13 protein-coding genes are annotated in these 17,754 nt (G+C 38.7%); 8 read left to right on the top strand and 5 right to left on the bottom strand.

Annotated features, from left to right (window positions below; all coding sequences use genetic code 11):
* Nucleotides 1-108: 108 nt before the first annotated feature.
* The 6 genes from HUS24_RS12320 (at nucleotide 109) to HUS24_RS12295 (ending at nucleotide 5,484) form a co-directional block, all read left to right on the top strand.
* Nucleotides 109-2,010, top strand: a complete 1,902-nt coding sequence (locus HUS24_RS12320) for a monovalent cation:proton antiporter-2 (CPA2) family protein (RefSeq protein WP_173912270.1) — start codon at nucleotides 109-111, stop codon at nucleotides 2,008-2,010.
* Between the two features lie 54 nt (nucleotides 2,011-2,064).
* Nucleotides 2,065-2,940, top strand: coding sequence for an Hsp33 family molecular chaperone HslO (locus tag HUS24_RS12315; protein WP_173912269.1), 876 nt, complete (start codon nucleotides 2,065-2,067; stop codon nucleotides 2,938-2,940).
* A gap of 115 nt (nucleotides 2,941-3,055) precedes the next feature.
* Nucleotides 3,056-3,508, top strand: coding sequence for a DUF2147 domain-containing protein (locus HUS24_RS12310; protein ID WP_173912268.1), 453 nt, complete (start codon nucleotides 3,056-3,058; stop codon nucleotides 3,506-3,508).
* Between the two features lie 281 nt (nucleotides 3,509-3,789).
* Nucleotides 3,790-4,752 (top strand): DnaJ C-terminal domain-containing protein, encoded by a 963-nt coding sequence (locus HUS24_RS12305; protein WP_173912267.1) that lies wholly within the window; start codon nucleotides 3,790-3,792, stop codon nucleotides 4,750-4,752.
* A 28-nt stretch (nucleotides 4,753-4,780) separates the two neighbouring features.
* Entirely contained in the window at nucleotides 4,781-5,110 is a 330-nt protein-coding gene (locus HUS24_RS12300; RefSeq protein WP_065994024.1) for a chaperone modulator CbpM, read from the top strand.
* Nucleotides 5,111-5,220: 110 nt separating this feature from the next.
* Nucleotides 5,221-5,484, top strand: coding sequence for a YdcH family protein (locus HUS24_RS12295; RefSeq protein WP_173912266.1), 264 nt, complete (start codon nucleotides 5,221-5,223; stop codon nucleotides 5,482-5,484).
* A gap of 12 nt (nucleotides 5,485-5,496) precedes the next feature.
* Here HUS24_RS12295 and HUS24_RS12290 read toward each other — a convergent pair whose 3' ends face one another.
* Entirely contained in the window at nucleotides 5,497-6,720 is a 1,224-nt protein-coding gene (locus HUS24_RS12290) for a magnesium transporter CorA family protein (protein ID WP_173912265.1), read from the bottom strand.
* A 302-nt stretch (nucleotides 6,721-7,022) separates the two neighbouring features.
* Here HUS24_RS12290 and HUS24_RS12285 point away from each other — a divergent pair, with 302 nt between their 5' ends.
* Nucleotides 7,023-7,241: a YdcH family protein gene (locus HUS24_RS12285; RefSeq protein WP_173912264.1), complete on the top strand. Its 219-nt coding sequence runs from the start codon at nucleotides 7,023-7,025 to the stop codon at nucleotides 7,239-7,241.
* A 65-nt stretch (nucleotides 7,242-7,306) separates the two neighbouring features.
* Here the strand turns inward: HUS24_RS12285 and pnp are convergent, their stop codons facing one another.
* Nucleotides 7,307-9,394: a polyribonucleotide nucleotidyltransferase gene (gene pnp / locus HUS24_RS12280; RefSeq protein WP_173912568.1), complete on the bottom strand. Its 2,088-nt coding sequence runs from the start codon at nucleotides 9,392-9,394 to the stop codon at nucleotides 7,307-7,309.
* 272 nt (nucleotides 9,395-9,666) lie between these two features.
* Nucleotides 9,667-9,936: a 30S ribosomal protein S15 gene (rpsO, locus tag HUS24_RS12275; RefSeq protein ID WP_065994019.1), complete on the bottom strand. Its 270-nt coding sequence runs from the start codon at nucleotides 9,934-9,936 to the stop codon at nucleotides 9,667-9,669.
* A 262-nt stretch (nucleotides 9,937-10,198) separates the two neighbouring features.
* Here rpsO and HUS24_RS12270 point away from each other — a divergent pair, with 262 nt between their 5' ends.
* Entirely contained in the window at nucleotides 10,199-11,497 is a 1,299-nt protein-coding gene (locus tag HUS24_RS12270; protein ID WP_173912263.1) for a serine hydrolase, read from the top strand.
* A gap of 665 nt (nucleotides 11,498-12,162) precedes the next feature.
* Here the strand turns inward: HUS24_RS12270 and recD are convergent.
* Together recD and HUS24_RS12260 are read right to left on the bottom strand one after the other, a co-directional pair.
* Nucleotides 12,163-13,914, bottom strand: a complete 1,752-nt coding sequence (gene recD, locus HUS24_RS12265; RefSeq protein ID WP_173912262.1) for an exodeoxyribonuclease V subunit alpha — start codon at nucleotides 13,912-13,914, stop codon at nucleotides 12,163-12,165.
* Between the two features lie 87 nt (nucleotides 13,915-14,001).
* Complete coding sequence (locus HUS24_RS12260) at nucleotides 14,002-17,754, bottom strand: UvrD-helicase domain-containing protein (protein ID WP_173912261.1); 3,753 nt, start codon at nucleotides 17,752-17,754, stop codon at nucleotides 14,002-14,004.

Genomic DNA, 17,754 nt, shown 5'->3' with positions numbered 1-17,754 from the left:
TATTCATATAAAAACACGGTATCCATAGAACACTCTATCTCAGCGAAATAACTGAGTCAGGTTCAAAATCAGGGTACAATTTCCAAAGTAAAAAATTAGGACAAATCAATGTCACCGTTATTGCAAATAACTATCTTTTTGGGTGCTGCATTATTACTTGTTCCCTTATGCAAAAAACTCGGCATCGCGACAGTCTTAGGTTATTTATTTACAGGGATATTACTTGGCCCAAGTGTTTTTAATATTGCCAGTGATCCTGAAGAAATCATGCACCTTGCTGAGTTCGGCGTGATTCTACTGATGTTTTTGATCGGGCTAGAGTTACGACCACAACGTCTTTGGGAAATGCGCCAATCCATTTTTGTGATGGGTAGTTTGCAAGTGGTGGTGACAGGTATTGTACTCATGGGCACCGTGTTTTTACTGTTACAACAATCACTTTCCGCAAGTTTTGTTATTGGTTTTGCACTTGCATTGTCTTCTACCGCTTTTGTTTTACAACTTCTTTCTGAAAAACAACAACTCAATACAACACACGGACAACAGTCTTTTTCAATTTTACTGTTCCAAGATATTGCTGCCATTCCATTACTTGCGGTCATTCCACTGCTTTCTGGCGCTGAATCTACACATCACGGTATTGCTTATTTCGCTGCAATCATTGCCACATTTACAGGTCTATTTTTATTTAGCCGCTATGTCATGCGACCATTTTTCAGATTTGTGGCAAAAAGTGGTGCAACCGAACTGCTTACTGCTGTGGGTTTATTTATTGTTCTCGCAGTGGTGTTGCTGATGGACAGTTTGGGAATCAGCACTACTTTAGGGGCATTTTTAACTGGCGTACTGTTGGCAGATTCGGAGTTTCGCCATGAAATTGAAGCCAGTATTTCACCGTTTAAAGGTTTGTTATTAGGCCTATTTTTTATGACTGTGGGCATGACCACGCAGTTGAATTTATTGGTCGATCTTCCTGTGCAAATTATTGGCGCTGCTCTGTTGTTGATTCTCATCAAAATGCTGGTCATGACAGTGATTGCCCGATTCAAAAAAATGAGTTGGCACAATAGTTTGATGGTGGCAACTTGTTTGGCACAAGGCGGTGAATTTGCTTTTGTAGTGTTGAGTGTTGCCAAAAGTAATAAAGTGATTAGTGCTGCCATTTTAGAGCCTGTTACCCTTATAGTCACCTTATCAATGGTCTTCACACCTATTTTATTTTGGATCGTTTCAACATGGATTTTACCGCTGTTTGATAAAGCACAAACACCGCATTACGATGAGATTCCAAATCAACATCCCCCCCTTATTATTGCAGGCTTTGGTCGAGTTGGGCAGATTGTGGCACGTTTGGCACATATGCAGCACTTTTCATTTACAGCCATTGACCACAGTTTACAAAAAATAGATTTTGTTCGCCGCTATGGCGGTACATTGTATTATGGTGATGTCACTTTACCCGATATCTTACGTGCAGCGGGGATTGAGCAAGCCAAAGTGTTTGTCTTAGCGATTGATGATGTTGAGGACTCAATGAATGTCGCGCGACATATTCGTCTGAATTATCCAAATTTAACCTTGTTGGTACGTGCCCGTGATCGTTATCACATGCATTTATTACGTGACTTAGGGGTAAAACATATTTGGCGTGAGACCTATTTAACTTCGCTCGGTATTGGTTATCGTACTTTATGTGAATTGGGCGTAGATAAATCGGATGCGCATGACAGCATCGAACTATTCCGAAATTATGATGAAGAATTGCTTTCTCGTCAGCAACGTATTTATACCGACGAGCAGAAAATGTATGAAAGTTATCGTGATTTTCTGGCAGAACTTGAACATTTATTTGAAAGTGATGCACAAGCATCTCAACAAGATCCAAAGCAATTTAAAGATAATCCTGATTTGGATGAGTCAGGCTTAGAACGTAAAACCCCTTTAGCGCACCACCCTGATCGCATTAAGGTTACCGATGAAAGCAAAAACTCATCTGATATTCAGCAATAAATGGCTTGTGATTTATAATATCGTCACCATTTAAACAGGGATTTGGAGAATTTTATGTCTGATTTACGTCAACGTTTTTATATTGAAGATAGCCCTGTTCGTGGTGAAGTTGTACATTTAGAAACTGCACTACAAACCATTTTAGCACAGCGCCAATACGCGCCTGCAGTACAAGTACTTTTAGGTGAAATGCTCAGTGCAACCGCTTTACTTGCCAGTACGTTGAAAATCAAAGGACGAATCAGTTTACAAATCCAAGCACAAGGTACATTTAAATGGGCAATGGCGGAGTGCAACCACTTAGGTGAAGTACGTGCCTTAGCTGATTATGAGGAAGACCCTCGTTTTATGCAGGGTGAAGACAGCAGTACAGTACTTGCAGCACTTACTTCTCCAGTATTATTTATCAACATAGAACCTGAGTTTGGTGAGCGTTATCAAGGTATTGTGGCTTTAGAAAAGCCGACGCTTGCAGGTTGTTTGATGCAATACTATGATTTATCTGCACAAATTCCGACACGTATTGTTTTAGCAAGTAATGCAACACGCTCAGGTGGTTTACTGATCCAACTCTTACCACGTAACAATGAAGAGGAACAGCAACGTGTCGATGAGGATTTGTGGCCTCGCCTAACCATGTTGACTGAAACCTTAAAGCCTGAAGAACTTACAGATTTAGATGCACAAGATATTTTGTATCGTCTTTATAATGAAGAACAAGTGCGTTTACCTGAAGTAGAACAGCTCAAGTTTGGATGTACCTGTTCTCGTGAAAAGTGTGCTAATGCATTGATCCAAATCGGTTTAGAGGCAGTCAAGGAAACCTTGGAAATTAACAATCCAATCGAAATGGACTGCCAATTTTGTAATAAACGCTATACCTTTACAGCAAAAGAAGCACTGAGTTTATTTGGTGAACATTTAAGTTAATTTTACCCCATCATATTTTCATAAATATGATTGCATTTTCATCTAAAAAGAGTAAATCTAGATTTACTCTTTTTTTAATTAAAACGATTAAAACAAAACATTCAAGGGGAATAATATGTTAAAAAATACCTTATTTTTACTATGCTTAGCACTGTCTACAACAAGCTTTGCAGCCCCTGATATTGTGGGTAAATGGAGAACCGTTGACGATAAAACAGGTCACTCTCGTGCGGATGTACAGATTGTAAAAAATAGTGATGGCACCTATACAGGAAAAATTATCGAAATACGCCCAATCCCAGATAAACCCTTAGAAGAGAATTGCAAACATTGTAAAGGCTCATTGAAAAATAAACCGTATATGGGAATGCAAGTATTCTGGAATTTTAAACAAGATTCTAAAAACCCAAATGAGTATACGAATGGTCAAGTCTTAGATCCACTTTCAGGGAATATTTATCAGAGTAAAGCAAAATTAAATCCCAAAGGTACACGACTCACTGTTCGGGGCTTTATTGGTGTTTCTCTGTTAGGACGTTCAGCAACATGGATTCGTTTAAGCGACTAAGCTAAAACGCTCTCATTTTCCTAGCGAAGATTGTGTTATGGAAAGATTATTCAAATTAAATTTTTATCACAATATTCAACTTTAAAATATTGCTATTTTTAGCACTTTAAAGTTGAAAATAGCAATAAAATCAAATATATAAAATCAATATCCCATTTACTTCGTCTTAATTTTAACAGCTTGGATAGTTTTTGAAACAATATCTCAACTCAGCAAGTCTTTTAACTTTAAGAAAAATGGCATATTAATGAATGAAATCAAGATCAACAATGAATCAGAACATGGCAAAAAATTATTATGAAGACTTAGGAGTTTCTAGAGATGCGACTCCAGACCAAATCAAAAAAGCATATCGAAAATTAGCACGCAAATATCACCCTGATGTCAGCAAAGAAGCTGATGCAGAGGAAAAAATGCAAGCCATCAATGTTGCCTATGACACATTGAGCAATGAAGAAAAGAAAAAGCAATATGATTTTGAGTTAGATCATCCTCAAGGCTTTTCTGGTGGTGGCTTTGGCGGGCAAACAGGTGGACAAGGCTTCGATGGTAGCCAGTTTTATCGTAGCAGCGCTGGCGATCAACAAGACTTTAGCGGCTTTGAAGATTTATTTGGGCGCTTTGGCGGCGGTTTTGGTGGTGGACATCAGCAAGACTTTGGACAGCGTCAGTCTCGTCAACAACGCAGCTTCCGTGGTGAAGATCAACATGCCAGCATAGAAGTCCCGATTAATGTGGCATATGAAGGCTCAACTCAAACCATTACCCTGCAAATTCCAACTTACAATGCTTATGGTGAACCAGAAGTACAACGAAAAACCTTACAGGTTAAAATCCCAAAAGGCATGAAAGAAGGTCAACAAATTCGCTTGTCTAAACAAGGGCAAGCAGGGATTAATGGCGGTGAAAATGGTGATTTATATATTGAAATCCTGTATCAAGACACAGACCGAATTCGTGTAGAAGGTGCAGATGTTTATTACACCGTAAACATTACACCTTGGGAGGCAGCACTTGGACAAAGCGTGGAAATCAATACGCCTGCGGGCAAAGTCCAAGTGAATATTCCTAAAAATGCGAAACAAAACCAGCAATTACGCTTAAAAGATAAAGGTATTCCAAATAAAACTGCGGGACATTTATATCTCGTTTTAAATATTGTATATCCAAAAGCAGATACAGCCCAAGAGCAACAAGCATATCAAGATTATGCCAATGCTTTTCCGAACTTTAAAGCGCGATAAACTTTCGACATCTTAAAGGAGCATACTCATGACAACTATACATTACCGTGAAATTGTCTGTAATGGCTATCAAGACGCTGAGATCGTCGATGAACGATTATGTTTTGATTTAACCCACTTTGCCCAAGCGTGCGGTCAAAGCCCTGAATGGGTACTACAATTATTGGAGTATGATATTTTGGCAGCCCGACCTGAAGATCGTATTCATCAATTCTTTGGTGAAGATGTAACGCGTGCTCGACGTGCCTATCGTTTACAACGTGACTTTGAAGCCAGTTTTTCAGCTGTAGCCATGATGATGGATTTGATTGATGAGGTTCAACAATTACGCAAGCAAGTAAGACATATTCATCATTAATACGATTAATTCATTTCAAATTGTTAAATACAGATGACAGGTTAATCTTTAACCTGTCATGATAGTTCTCTTATACAATCAAAACTGGTGTTAAGAGGTCATCTACCCCTATGAATTCCAAAGTTATTAATAAGAAAATCAAGCATATGTTCCCTGAACATAGCGAACTTGTGAATACACTCAAAGATGAAAATCCACATTTTTCCAAGCTCTTTCAAGAGCATGAAGAACTGGATAAAACCATTACTCATTTAGAGCTTGATCCGATTAATCATATTCATGATGATATTGAAATTTTAAAGCGTAAAAAATTAAAAATTAAAGATGAGCTTTATCTACTTTTACAAAAAGCATCAACGGTTACCGACAAATAGCTTAATCAGGAATTATTTCAATTTTGTGATTTTTTCGACTTCTTTCATGGTTTGCTTAATCGGCTCATAGTCTAAAAACCAAAGGAGATTGACGTGTTGATTTTTATGTTGCTGTGCCAACATATCAATCACACTTCTTTCTCCACGTCCGACCAAATGGCGACGATAAAAATAAACCAATAAAACCACTGTGCAGATCAGCATCGCAGACAACATGATCCAAAAACCCAGCGGACTTTTCAGCCCTGGAATAAACTCAAAGTTCATTCCATAAATTCCAGTCAGTAGCGTGAGTGGCGCAAAAACCGCAGTAATAATCGCTAAAATTCGCATATTTTCATTGGTTTGATTGGCAATCGCAGAAAAATGTAAATCAATTGCTGCTTGGATTGCACTGCTCAAGCGCGCAGTATATTTCTGAATACGTTCTACATGGCTATTTAGATCATCCACACGTACCAACATTAAGTCTTGTTTATCGGCTTTTTTCTTTCCTTTAAGGTGTGAGTAATTGTCCACGATTTCATCACGTAACTCTTGTAGAGCATCGATTTGTTCTTCACATAAGTTCTCAATTTGTTGAAATACCATCATTTCTTGGAACAATTGATGCCATTGCGCAAAACGCCGATTCCCTTGTAATAAGTCTTGCTGCCAATATTCCACACGGCGTGTTAAAGGTTTCCGCAAATCCAAATAACCATCAACCATGCTATTTAACAATCTTAATGTAAGGTCTAAAGGCGTAGAAGGTAATTTTCGAGGCTTGTTTTGCTCATTAAATCCTTTACTCATGATATTCATGATACGGTTCAAATAACTTTCAAAGGCATAATTGCCCTTTTCATGAATACTGATCAGTACTTGCGGTGTAATCACAAAACTTATCGGCGAGGAGGTTAAGCCAAATACACTTTCATGCTGCTCAACTGCTGTCTCACCACTCAAAATATGATCATCTGGTGTAATTAACTTTCTAAAAATTAATAAGTCATAATCTTCCATCGCATCAAATGCACAAGGATGCTCAAGATTTAAAATGTCACGAATATGATATTCATTTAGATAAACATCCGTTAATTCTAAAATTTCTTTTTGCCAAAGTTCACCGCGATTCACCACGTCTTCACGGGTACAATCCACCCATATAAATTGTTGTTCTGCTGCTAGATTTGGTTGATCTTGAATACAAGTCTGTTGTTGTTCTGATGGTTGAAAAAAATAAAAGGTCTGCATAAATCATATTCTCAAACACAATTTTATTTACAAAAAATTGGCGCTATTTTTAGAAAATTAATCTGGAATATCTTACTGTAAATTAAACACTGACTTTATGCTGAATCCAGCATTTTTGTAGAGAAATAACACATGGTGCAACAATTCAAAATACAAGTACTTTGAAATATAGACGAATCCGACACAATCCCATAATATATTTATGGAATAAAGAAAATCTAAACTAAATGCTTGAAGATTTATTCCAGCTAAGTCAGATGCAAGCAGAATAGAACAATATTTTCAAAACCAATGAGGATCCTATGTTTCCAGAATACCGCAGCTTAATCAGTCAACTTAAGCAAAATGATGCACATTTCTCTAAAATTTTTGAAGAGCATAATGAGCTAGATCATGAAATTATTCGCTTAGAACAAAATCCCGTCACTCAAGGTATTGATGAGATTGATGTTTTAAAAAGAAAGAAACTAAAGCTTAAAGAGGAATTATATGAGATTTTACAAAAAGCCGATCAAAATTGATCTTTTCAGTAAATCTTAAAAAATAAAAAGTCCGCATTTAGCGGACTTTTTATTTCACTTAAATATTAAGCTTGTTCGATGTCTTTCATGGTAAGTTTGATACGACCACGGTTATCTACATCTGCAACTTGTACTTTGATTTCCTGACCTTCAGCAAGAACGTCCGATACATTGGCAACACGTTCATTTGAAATTTGAGAAATGTGAAGTAAACCATCAGTACCCGGAAGGATATTTACAAACGCACCAAATTCAACGATACGAATGACTTTACCTGTATAGATTGTACCTGGTTCAACTTCAGCAGTAAGCGCTTGAATTTTAGCAATTGCAGCTTGAGCAGCCGCTTTAGACTCACCAAATACACGCACTGTACCATTATCTTCGATATCAATCGCAGCTTTGGTTTCTTCAGTGATTTGACGAATCGTTGCACCACCTTTACCAATCACATCACGGATTTTGTCTGGGTTAATGCTAATCACTTGGAAGGTTGGCGCATGCATTGAAATTTCAGGGCGCGCACGTGAAATCACTTGGTTCATTGCATTTAAGATGTGCATACGACCTGCATATGCTTGGTTCAATGCAACTTCCATAATCTCTTCAGTGATCCCTTCGATCTTGATATCCATTTGCAGCGCAGTGATCCCGTTTGCAGAACCTGCGACTTTAAAGTCCATATCACCAAGATGATCTTCGTCACCTAAGATGTCAGAAAGAACTGCGAAACGCTCGCCTTCTTTTACAAGACCCATTGCGATACCCGCAACTGGTGCTTTCAGTGGAACACCTGCATCCATAAGAGATAGTGACGCACCACATACAGAAGCCATTGAAGATGACCCGTTAGATTCAGTAATGTCAGACACGATACGAATCACATACGGGAAGCGGTCAGCGGGTGGAAGTACCGCTTGTACACCACGACGTGCCAAACGACCATGACCGATTTCACGACGTTTAGGACCAGATTCACGACCTGTTTCACCTACAGAATATGCAGGGAAGTTGTAATGCAACATAAAGTTGTCAGTTTTTGTACCTGCTAAAGTATCTACCATTAAGGCATCACGTGTATTACCCAAAGTTGTTGTAACCAACGCCTGAGTTTCACCACGTGTAAACAATGCAGAACCGTGTGCACGATCAAGTACACCTGTTTGAATATCTAAAGCACGTACAGTCTTGGTATCACGACCATCAATACGTGGTTTACCTGAAAGGATGTTGTCACGTACTGTACGGTATTTAAGGTCTTCAAATAATTCGTTTACTTCGTCAGCAATACCGGTTTCATCGCCTTCTGGAACAAATTGAGCCAATGCTTCTTCATGTAACGCATCTAATGCTGCATAACGATCATGTTTCACTGCAATGGTATATGCTTCAGAGATTTTCGCTTCAAACGCTTCTTTTAATTTTGCACGTAACTCTTCATTTTTTATTGGTGCAGTCCAAGTCGACTCGGTTGCGCCTGCCGCAGCAGCAAATTCTTTGATTGCTTGAATCGCAATTTGCATTTCGTCATGACCGAAAAGCACAGCACCCAACATTTGGTCTTCTGAAAGTTCCTTCGCCTCAGACTCAACCATCAATACAGCAGATTCTGTACCCGCAACCACTAAGTCTAGATCAGATTGAGCAAGTTGCTCTAAGTTTGGGTTAAGAACGTATTCACCGTTGATTAAACCTACACGTGCACCACCGATTGGGCCACGGAAAGGTGTACCTGCAATTGCAAGTGCAGCAGAGGTACCAAGCATCGCAGCGATATCTGCTTCCATAGTTTTGTCAGAAGACACAACCGTTGCAGTCACTTGAATTTCGTTATAATAACCTTCTGGAAATAATGGACGAATTGGACGGTCAATCAAACGTGAAATCAAAGTTTCAGCTTCAGAAGCACGACCTTCACGCTTACCATAACCACCTGGGATACGACCCGCAGCATATTGTTTTTCTTGATAGTTTACAGTTAACGGGAAGAAGTCTTGACCCGCTTTTGCTGTAGGTTGCGCAACAACAGCAACCAATACAGTTACGCCACCCATGGTGATCAATACTGTATTTGCTTGACGAGCAACACGACCTGTTTCTAATACAACTTGATGTTGACCATATTGGAATTCTTTACGAACGATATTAAACATCGACATATAATTTTCTATCCTAGTTCTTTTAAACAGTTATTCTAGTGGAGACCCCTAAGGTTTGGCATTCACTTCAAAACTCAAAGCAAGGGTAAATGACAAAGCTTAGAAGCCGACCTCACTAGACCATCATTTATAAAACCTACAATTTAGACACGAAGAAGGAGCGAATATTCGCCCCTTCCATTATCTAGCCAAGGCTAGACAGACTTTAGTTTTCATCAGTACAGCATTGGTCATGCAATAATCCGAAAATAAAATTTTAAATCGAATTAACGACGTAAACCTAAAGCAGCAATCAAATCGCTGTAACGTGTAGAATCTTTACCTTTAAGGTAGTCAAGAAGCTTACGACGTTGGTTAACCATACGAATCAAACCACGACGGCTATGATGGTCATGTTTGTGTTCTTTGAAGTGACCTTGTAAGTCATTGATTTGTGCAGTCAATAAAGCTACTTGAACTTCTGGTGAACCTGTGTCGTTTTCAGCACGAGCGAATTTTGCAATGATCTCTGCGCGATCTGCGTTTGTTAAAGCCATTCGATTTCTCCGAGATGCTTAAATTTAAATATTTGATACAAATCAAATTGATTCTTCAAAACCAATTCAACTGCCGTGCATCACTACAGCAGTCGACTATTTTAAAGGAACTACCCTCAGATTGCAAAACTATCCTGAGAATATTTCAACTTGATCACAAAACTCTTGCAAATTTATGACAATCTACAGGCAGTTCGGACACTGACAAGCTCAGAACTGAAAGGCAGACTGACAGTATAGAAAAATAAAATGGAAAAACATTGTGAAAATATTTTCAACCAATACTTGCTATGTGCCGAAAGACCTAAACAGCATCACTCAAGCCAAAGATGAAGTAAATGCTGAACTTGGGGGGATGAGTCCAAAACAAGTGCAAACCATTTGGCGCAGTGTCGAAGCACTTTATAAAACAGGTAATCATCCGCTCATTAGCGTGTGTATTCGACGTCAAGGGCAAATCATGCTGAATCGCAGCATTGGCTATGTCAAAGGAAATACCGCACAAGGCTTAAGTGGAGATGCTACGATTGCAACTCCAGATACCCCGATTTGTTTATTTTCAGCATCAAAGATGGTTACAGCCATGCTGATCCATATGTTGGATGAAACAGGGGAAATAAATCTACTTGATCCAATCAGTTATTACATTCCTGAATACGCACAAAATGGTAAACGTCGCGCCACGATTTTCCATTTACTCTCGCATCGTGGCGGTATTCCACGTATCGAAACAGAAGTCACGCCTGAACTCTTGTTTGACCGTGAACAAATTTTACAACACCTTTGTGCGGCTAAGCCGATCACAGCTGCAGGCACACACTTGGCTTATCATGCGGTAACGGCTGGTTATATTTTAGGTGAATTGATCGAACGGGTCACAGGACAAGATATTCGTCAGTTTTTACATGAACATATCGAAAAACCGATGGGCATGGATTATTTTAATTATGGTCTTAAACCTGAATTTCGTGATCAAGTCGCATTAAATACTGCAACGGGTATGCATCCAAAACTTGGCACTGATTTATATCTTGACCACGTCTTAGGCGGTGGTTTAGAACTTGCAGTCAATGTCACCAATGATCAACGCTTTATGGATACAGTTTGTCCTGCAGGAAATATTTATACCAGTGCTGAGCAAGCCAATCGTTTTTTTGAAATGTTACTCAATGGTGGACAATATAATGGCAAGCAGATCATGAGCCCACAGACGGTATTTAGGGCAACTTTACCGACTTCATCGACCAGTATAGATCGCACTTTACTTGCGCCTATGCGTTATGCACTTGGTCCAATGCTGGGAAGTAATCCTGTGGGTATTTTTGGTCCGTCTACAGGACAAGCATTTGGACATATTGGCTTCTCCAATATTTTATGCTGGGCAGATCCTGAACGAGATATTAGTGTGAGTATTTTAAATACAGGAAAATCCGTCATTGGTACACACTTGCCAACTTTGGCAAATGTACTCATGCAAATCTCTCGACAATGTCCAAAAATCTCTAAAGAACAACGTCGTGGTTTATTTGGTACAGATGCAACTGAAACTGATTTGGTTTAATACTTTAGGTCTTTAATGTTCTTGGGTTTAATAGAACTTATGCTTCTTATCAATGAATTAGGCTCACAGTAGATGTTGCCTCTCTGGCTTAGCCCTTGTAATAAAATATTTTGATTTTTAAGTTATAGTTAAGAAAAAGCCCTTAGATTACTCTAAGGGCTTTTTCATTGCGCTGTAGTTTCGTTATTTTCTGATTTTTGTTGTTTTATTTATTTTTATTCTTATTTCTTTGTTCATTTATAGATGTGTATCCATCCTTGCTTCACTCAACCCAATCTAATCTATGATTTCCCTATAGGCACATCATGCCACACTCAAAATATGATAAAAGTCGCATTTTTCTTATATTTTTGTAAGAAAAAACGTACATTATGTATACTGTGTTGATTTTATGTAAATCAAATAGACATAAAAAAGCCCTGTAGTCTCTCCCAAAACTACAAGGCTTAGCGGCTGTAAGTTTCCTCTTTATGCCCTACTTCATGTAAGTTCGCAGTCTCTCGACTTTAAATTATTGTTATTGTGCGATTTTTGCTTAGTGTTCCTTACCAAGCTCTTTATGTAGTCATCATCTCAAAATCTTTACGATAGCTCTATGCGTCAATATCTTGAATTCATGTAAGCTATTTCTTACAAAAGCTTTTTTATTAAGTAAAAATTAACAATTAATACAAGTTGTTAATTTTTTTAACCAATCCACTTTGTCGCTGTGTAGCAACGGTTAAGGCTTGGTAAAAAGCATTTGCCTGTACCAACAAACTGACTACGGATTTCGCTCGGGTAATCGCAGTATAAAGGAGTTCTTGACTCAATAATTTCTGTGCAGGTGTATCTAAAACCACCATCGTATGTTGAAATTCAGAACCTTGTGATTTATGAATCGTAAGTGCAAATGCCGTCTGAATCGACTTCGGTAAACGTGAAGCCAGTACCCATTTATTTAAACTTGGGAAATACACTTCAAACTGCTCTGCTTGTTGACGATGCTTAAAGCACACCCCAATGTCACCGTTGGATAAACCAAGCTGATAGTCGTTGTAATCCATCATTACAGGACGTCCTACATACCAGTCACCTTGTCGATATAATTGTGGAATAGCTTTAAATAAAGCTTGCTCCATTTCAATATTTACTGCGTTTAAACCCAACTCACCATGTCGTACTGCTGTTAGGATTCTATATTGATCAAAAGCTTGAATAACTTTGTCGATTTTTTCTAATGGCTCAGGATCATAGAAATACGTTTTTAGACTGTCAAAATAGCCCTGAAAACCTAAACTTAATTTTTGATAATAATCTGCATAGGCTGTATTTGGGATCTTTTCAGGTAGATATTCCAACTGAATGACATCTTGCATATCTGCTTTAAGCTCAATGTGTTGAATCTCACTTGCAGCCACAATCTCCTGTTCAAATTGCTGTAAAAGGTGTGGCATCGCGTTGTCTGTAATCGCTTCTTGTTGAATAAATTGTGCAAATTTACCAATCGCAGCATCTTGCTTAAAACGATGTGTCGTCACCAAATTTACTCGGTTATGCTCTAAGGCTGGAACCTGTTGTAAGTCTGCCAAAACCGCCCCTACATCCACAGAAGCCAATTGATTGGCATCTCCCAGTAAAATTAGACGGCAGGACTCAGGAACAGCCTCAAAAAGCATGCTTGCCAAATTTAAATCCAACATCGAAGCTTCATCCACCACGATCACGTCATAAGGCAGTGGTTGTTTTAAATGAAAACGTGGAATGTGCTGATTTCCCAAGCCTAATAATCGGTGAATCGTCACAGGATTAAACATTTCTAAACGCAGTCCAAACTGCTGTAGTTTCGGATCATTTAAGGATTTTTGTAAGGCTTCCCCCATACGCTGCGCTGCTTTACCCGTTGGTGCTGCCATCGCAATACGAATATCTGGCAAAGCTTGATGTAAAACTGCAATAATCCGTGCCAACGTATAGGTTTTTCCTGTCCCTGGTCCGCCTGTGATGATATTAAAAGCATTTTTTGCAACCATATTCAGTGCATTTTTTTGATGTACATCACTTAATAAATCATCAAAATTTTCAGTATTAATGGCTTGTATATTTTGTTGTTTTAAGCGCAAGACTTGCTGCGCTAAACGTTGTTCCAACTGCCAATAACGGTATAAATATAAATACTCATCATCAAAGACAAATGGTGCAACCTGCTGTTGTTGGGCTTGATTTTCTGTAATAAATAATGATTCTAAACCGTGTAAATCTCGATTTTGTTGCTTTAAGCAACTGTCTCCTTGTAAAGAAGCCATCAAAATATCACTGATTAATTTAGATGAATTTTCATGTATTTTTCCATCTTTGAATTGCTCTTTTAAGAGATAATTTGTCCAGTTGCTAACCCATTGAGGTAATTCATTTTCTAAATTTTGACTATTTTCCACACAGTTATCCTCAGAGTTATCTACAAGGTTTTCAACAAATTTATCCACAAGCTAGTGCTTTGTTTATATAGCGATTCATTTAAAATATCATGCAATATTGCTAAGTTTATCCTCAGCAAAATAGCCCAATATTGCATCTAAGCGAAGAATAAACTCTGAGCTTGGTCGCCAATAATGATAGCCTTGTCCCTGTTGCCCATTCATACCTCTTAAATATAAATAACTTGCACCGCCTAAGTGTTGATCAATCTGGTAATTTTCCAATTTAACACTGAGATAACGATGCAGTGCCACCAGATACAACGCCGCTTGTAGCCAATAACTGGCAAAACTCATGCTCTCCTGAATCGCGGTGCTGCTATATTGTTGCTGATCAACACCTAAGTAGTTACTTTTATAATCGGCAATATGAAATTTCTGACCATCATAAAATACAAGGTCAATTTCACCTTTTAAGTAACGTGCAGCGAAAGCGTCTTTAAACTCAGGCATTTGAATATCATATTCAGCAAATAAAGCATGAATCCGTTGAATGGTCAGCACCCGATCTGCCAATGCCAAATGAAATGGAAATTCGGCTAAGCGCTGAGTATGACTGAGTTTTTTAAGTTGAAAATCAGCCAAAATCGGTGTAGCTAAAACATCCAACAACCAATCTTGCATCATCTGAATCAATATAGACTCAATGTCTTTTTCATCTTGTGGCTCAGTAAAGGCTTTTTTATATTTCTCCAGCAATTCATCTTTAAGCTTTTGATCTTCATTGGCAAAACGACGTTTCAGTTCAGTCGCCCATGTCTCTGGATTTTGAAAATCAAGATGTTCAAAAATCTTATGTAAGAATGTTCCTGCGGTTGTTCCCATCGGAAAATTGTCTTTGATCCATGCAATCGGTACAGTTGCTTGCAGAGCTGTTTTAACACGAGGATGGATATAGCTTTCATCTTCTGCAACCGCACTGTTCGGTTCTGTGACAGCCAAAGCATCCTGAATCTGCTGACGAGTCAAATGTTGCGCCAAAGCACTAAAACTGGTTTTAGTTTTAGAGTAAAACCGCATACTTGGAAGCGGAGTTGCTTCGATTGCTTCAAACTTTTCAGTCACTTTGGCTTTAAGTGCGACTGGTCGTTGTGTTAATAAATCTTCTACAATACACCCCACATGTTGAAAAGATTGCGCAGGATGCCCTCGCCAAAATGCCAGACCTGTGCTTGATTTTCCAGCATTGTCTTGCATCATGGCATACACACGATAACTGGCACGAGTCAGCGCCACATACCAAAGACGATGATGCTCCGCCAATGCACGTTCATCATGCTGTTGAATCGCTTCGGGTTTTAAAATATTTTTATCATTCACAGCCACAACACGTTGCTGTTCAAGTTGTCCTGTTTGGGGATTTAAAATTTCTTGGGTAGAAAAATTTAAATTTTTATTGGGTTCACGAAAGTCTTTATCTGCACCCAGTAAAAATACGATTTTAAACTCCAAACCTTTGGACTGGTGAATGGTCATCAGCTGTACGCCTGCATCATTTGACAGTTTACGCTCTAACTCCCATTCTCGCTCCATCGGTGAAGTAAGCTGTTTTAAATACCAATGATAGAGATTTTGTGCGCCTTGATAGCGCTCACTATGCTGGCTCAGAAGTTCAGTTAAATGTCGTAAATTCACCACAACACGTTCATTATCACGGCTTTGTTTAGCAACCAGATTTGTCCACACCTGAAACTTGGTCAAGGCATATTGCCAAGCCGTTAAAAAGCCTTGTTTTAGCCACATCTCACGAATCAGATCAAATTGTTCAATATAGTAACTTAGACCTTCGGCTTTTTGCTCAAGTGTAATCAGTTTTTTTAAGTCAAAGCCCATTAAGCGACTCAGTAAAGCCCGTTTGACTTTGGCTTCATCATAAGGATGCATAATAGCAGTCAATACTGCGCCCACATCTTGAGCCAGTGCGCTACTAAATACACTTTTTTTAGAAGGTCGGTTGGTACGAATCCCCAAAAATTCTAAGGCAGATTGTGCTTTGTCCAGACCATCATGATTTTTAGATAAAATCGCAATATCATTTTCATCTAAAGCCCGATTGCCATTTTTTTCTTGAAAATAAAGTTCACCCTGAGTGGCTTGATTAAGCAAATCCCGAATCTTCCAAGCGACTTGTTCCGCTTCGGTATTTTTATCCTCTAATTGTAGCCAACGTAAAGGCGTAGGATTAATCTGTCCATGATCAATCAAGTCTGGATGTGGGCGACTCCCTGCTTGTACAGGTGTATAAAAAACTTGCTCACCGAAATCGATTTGACGCTGAAACAATGCATCTACGACTTCAACCAAAGGCTGAACGGAACGATGGTTATAGACCAGATTGTAGGCATTTCCATCTTTGCCAAATACGTCTTGATGTGCCTTTAAAAAGGTCAACATATCGCCACCACGGAAACCATAAATCGCTTGTTTACGGTCACCCACCATGATCATACATCCATTTTGCACCCGACTCGGATGGCGCCAAATCTGTGCCAACATATCATCTTGGTCTTGGTTGGTATCTTGGAACTCGTCCACAAGAATCAAGGGATAACGTGCATGAATAAAACTGGCAAAACGCTGCCCTTGTTCACCTTGTAATGACTCAGCAAGCGTACGAATTTGCTGGGCAAAAGTGGTTTCACCTTTTTGTTGAAGCACTTGTGGCAAACGTTTTTTGACTTCACTTGCCAGATGAAATTGCAAATAACTATCTAGTGTGTCCAAGTCACCACTGAGTTGTGACAATGCCTCAACAAATTGTTTTAAGCTTTGGATCACTACATTTTGTTCAAAACTATGCAGAATATCCTCAGAACATTTATTTAAGACTTTTTTGCTGGTTAACTCACTCAATGCTTTTAAAGTATCTGCATGTTGTGCGACAAAGATGCTATAGGCACTTTGTTGACGAATCGCTGCGATCAAACGTGGTAGCTGCTCAGTCAAAAGTGACTGCATTTTGCCGTGATCTCGCCATTTTTTGCCAACAATTTTATGGTGTTGTCCATTTTCCAAATAAAAATCCGACAAACTTTCAATCTGTGTTAAATCCAGTGTCAATAAACCCTGAACTTCCTGATCAAATTGTGAAAGATCAATGTGTGGCTGCTGAATTTCTTGTAATTTGGCTGAGGTGAAATTCAGACTATTTTCCACCACTGCCACATAGGCATCTTGAGATTTGAGTTTTTTATTTAAGATTAAATAATCAATCATATTTTGCGGTTGTTGTTGAATCCATTCTCGCAAAACATCGTGAATGAGTTGAAATGTATAACTTTTTGCATCATCGGTAATTTCGGCACGCTCAATCTTGCCACTTTCAAAAGCAAACTCACGTAACAGTTTTTGGCTAAAGCTATCCAATGTTCCGACAAACAATTCATCTAACTGATCAATCACCAATTTTAGACGTTCACAAGCATAGGCAATTTGTGTCGCAAATGTGACTAGAACTTTGGCAAACAATGGGTCAGTTTCTTGAGCCGCTTTGGCAAGAATCTCTTGTTCTGTCAGGCTACGACACCCATCAAAATAACGATAGGTTTCCTGTAATCTTGCTCGAATACGACTTTTTAACTCTGCTGCGGCTTTACGCGTAAAAGTGGTTGCAATCACTTGATTAGGTAAATATTTTTCAAGGAAAATACGCACCATTAAACTTGAAAGCGTATAAGTTTTGCCTGTCCCTGCGGACGCCTCAATCCAATGTAAACCTGCAAACTGCATATCTGCAATGGGTTGAATGGACACATTTTTATGAGTATTTAATTGGTTTTGCTGTGGTGAAACTGGGTGCAT

Origin of the sequence: Acinetobacter sp. Marseille-Q1618 (genome assembly GCF_902809855.1) — a bacterium.
In the GTDB taxonomy this organism is placed as follows: Bacteria; Pseudomonadota; Gammaproteobacteria; order Pseudomonadales; family Moraxellaceae; genus Acinetobacter.
This window is presented reverse-complemented; position numbering and strand designations above follow the sequence as displayed.

What these genes read in the sequence shown, in the direction of transcription:
- HUS24_RS12320 (WP_173912270.1), top strand. Translation starts at nt 109, where the DNA reads ATGTCACCGTTATTGCAAATAACTATCTTTTTGGGTGCTGCATTATTA.
- HUS24_RS12315 (WP_173912269.1), top strand. Translation starts at nt 2,065, where the DNA reads ATGTCTGATTTACGTCAACGTTTTTATATTGAAGATAGCCCTGTTCGT.
- HUS24_RS12310 (WP_173912268.1), top strand. Translation starts at nt 3,056, where the DNA reads ATGTTAAAAAATACCTTATTTTTACTATGCTTAGCACTGTCTACAACA.
- HUS24_RS12305 (WP_173912267.1), top strand. Translation starts at nt 3,790, where the DNA reads ATGGCAAAAAATTATTATGAAGACTTAGGAGTTTCTAGAGATGCGACT.
- HUS24_RS12300 (WP_065994024.1), top strand. Translation starts at nt 4,781, where the DNA reads ATGACAACTATACATTACCGTGAAATTGTCTGTAATGGCTATCAAGAC.
- HUS24_RS12295 (WP_173912266.1), top strand. Translation starts at nt 5,221, where the DNA reads ATGAATTCCAAAGTTATTAATAAGAAAATCAAGCATATGTTCCCTGAA.
- HUS24_RS12290 (WP_173912265.1), bottom strand. Translation starts at nt 6,720, where the DNA reads ATGCAGACCTTTTATTTTTTTCAACCATCAGAACAACAACAGACTTGT.
- HUS24_RS12285 (WP_173912264.1), top strand. Translation starts at nt 7,023, where the DNA reads ATGTTTCCAGAATACCGCAGCTTAATCAGTCAACTTAAGCAAAATGAT.
- pnp (WP_173912568.1), bottom strand. Translation starts at nt 9,394, where the DNA reads ATGTTTAATATCGTTCGTAAAGAATTCCAATATGGTCAACATCAAGTT.
- rpsO (WP_065994019.1), bottom strand. Translation starts at nt 9,936, where the DNA reads ATGGCTTTAACAAACGCAGATCGCGCAGAGATCATTGCAAAATTCGCT.
- HUS24_RS12260 (WP_173912261.1), bottom strand. Translation starts at nt 17,754, where the DNA reads ATGCACCCAGTTTCACCACAGCAAAACCAATTAAATACTCATAAAAAT.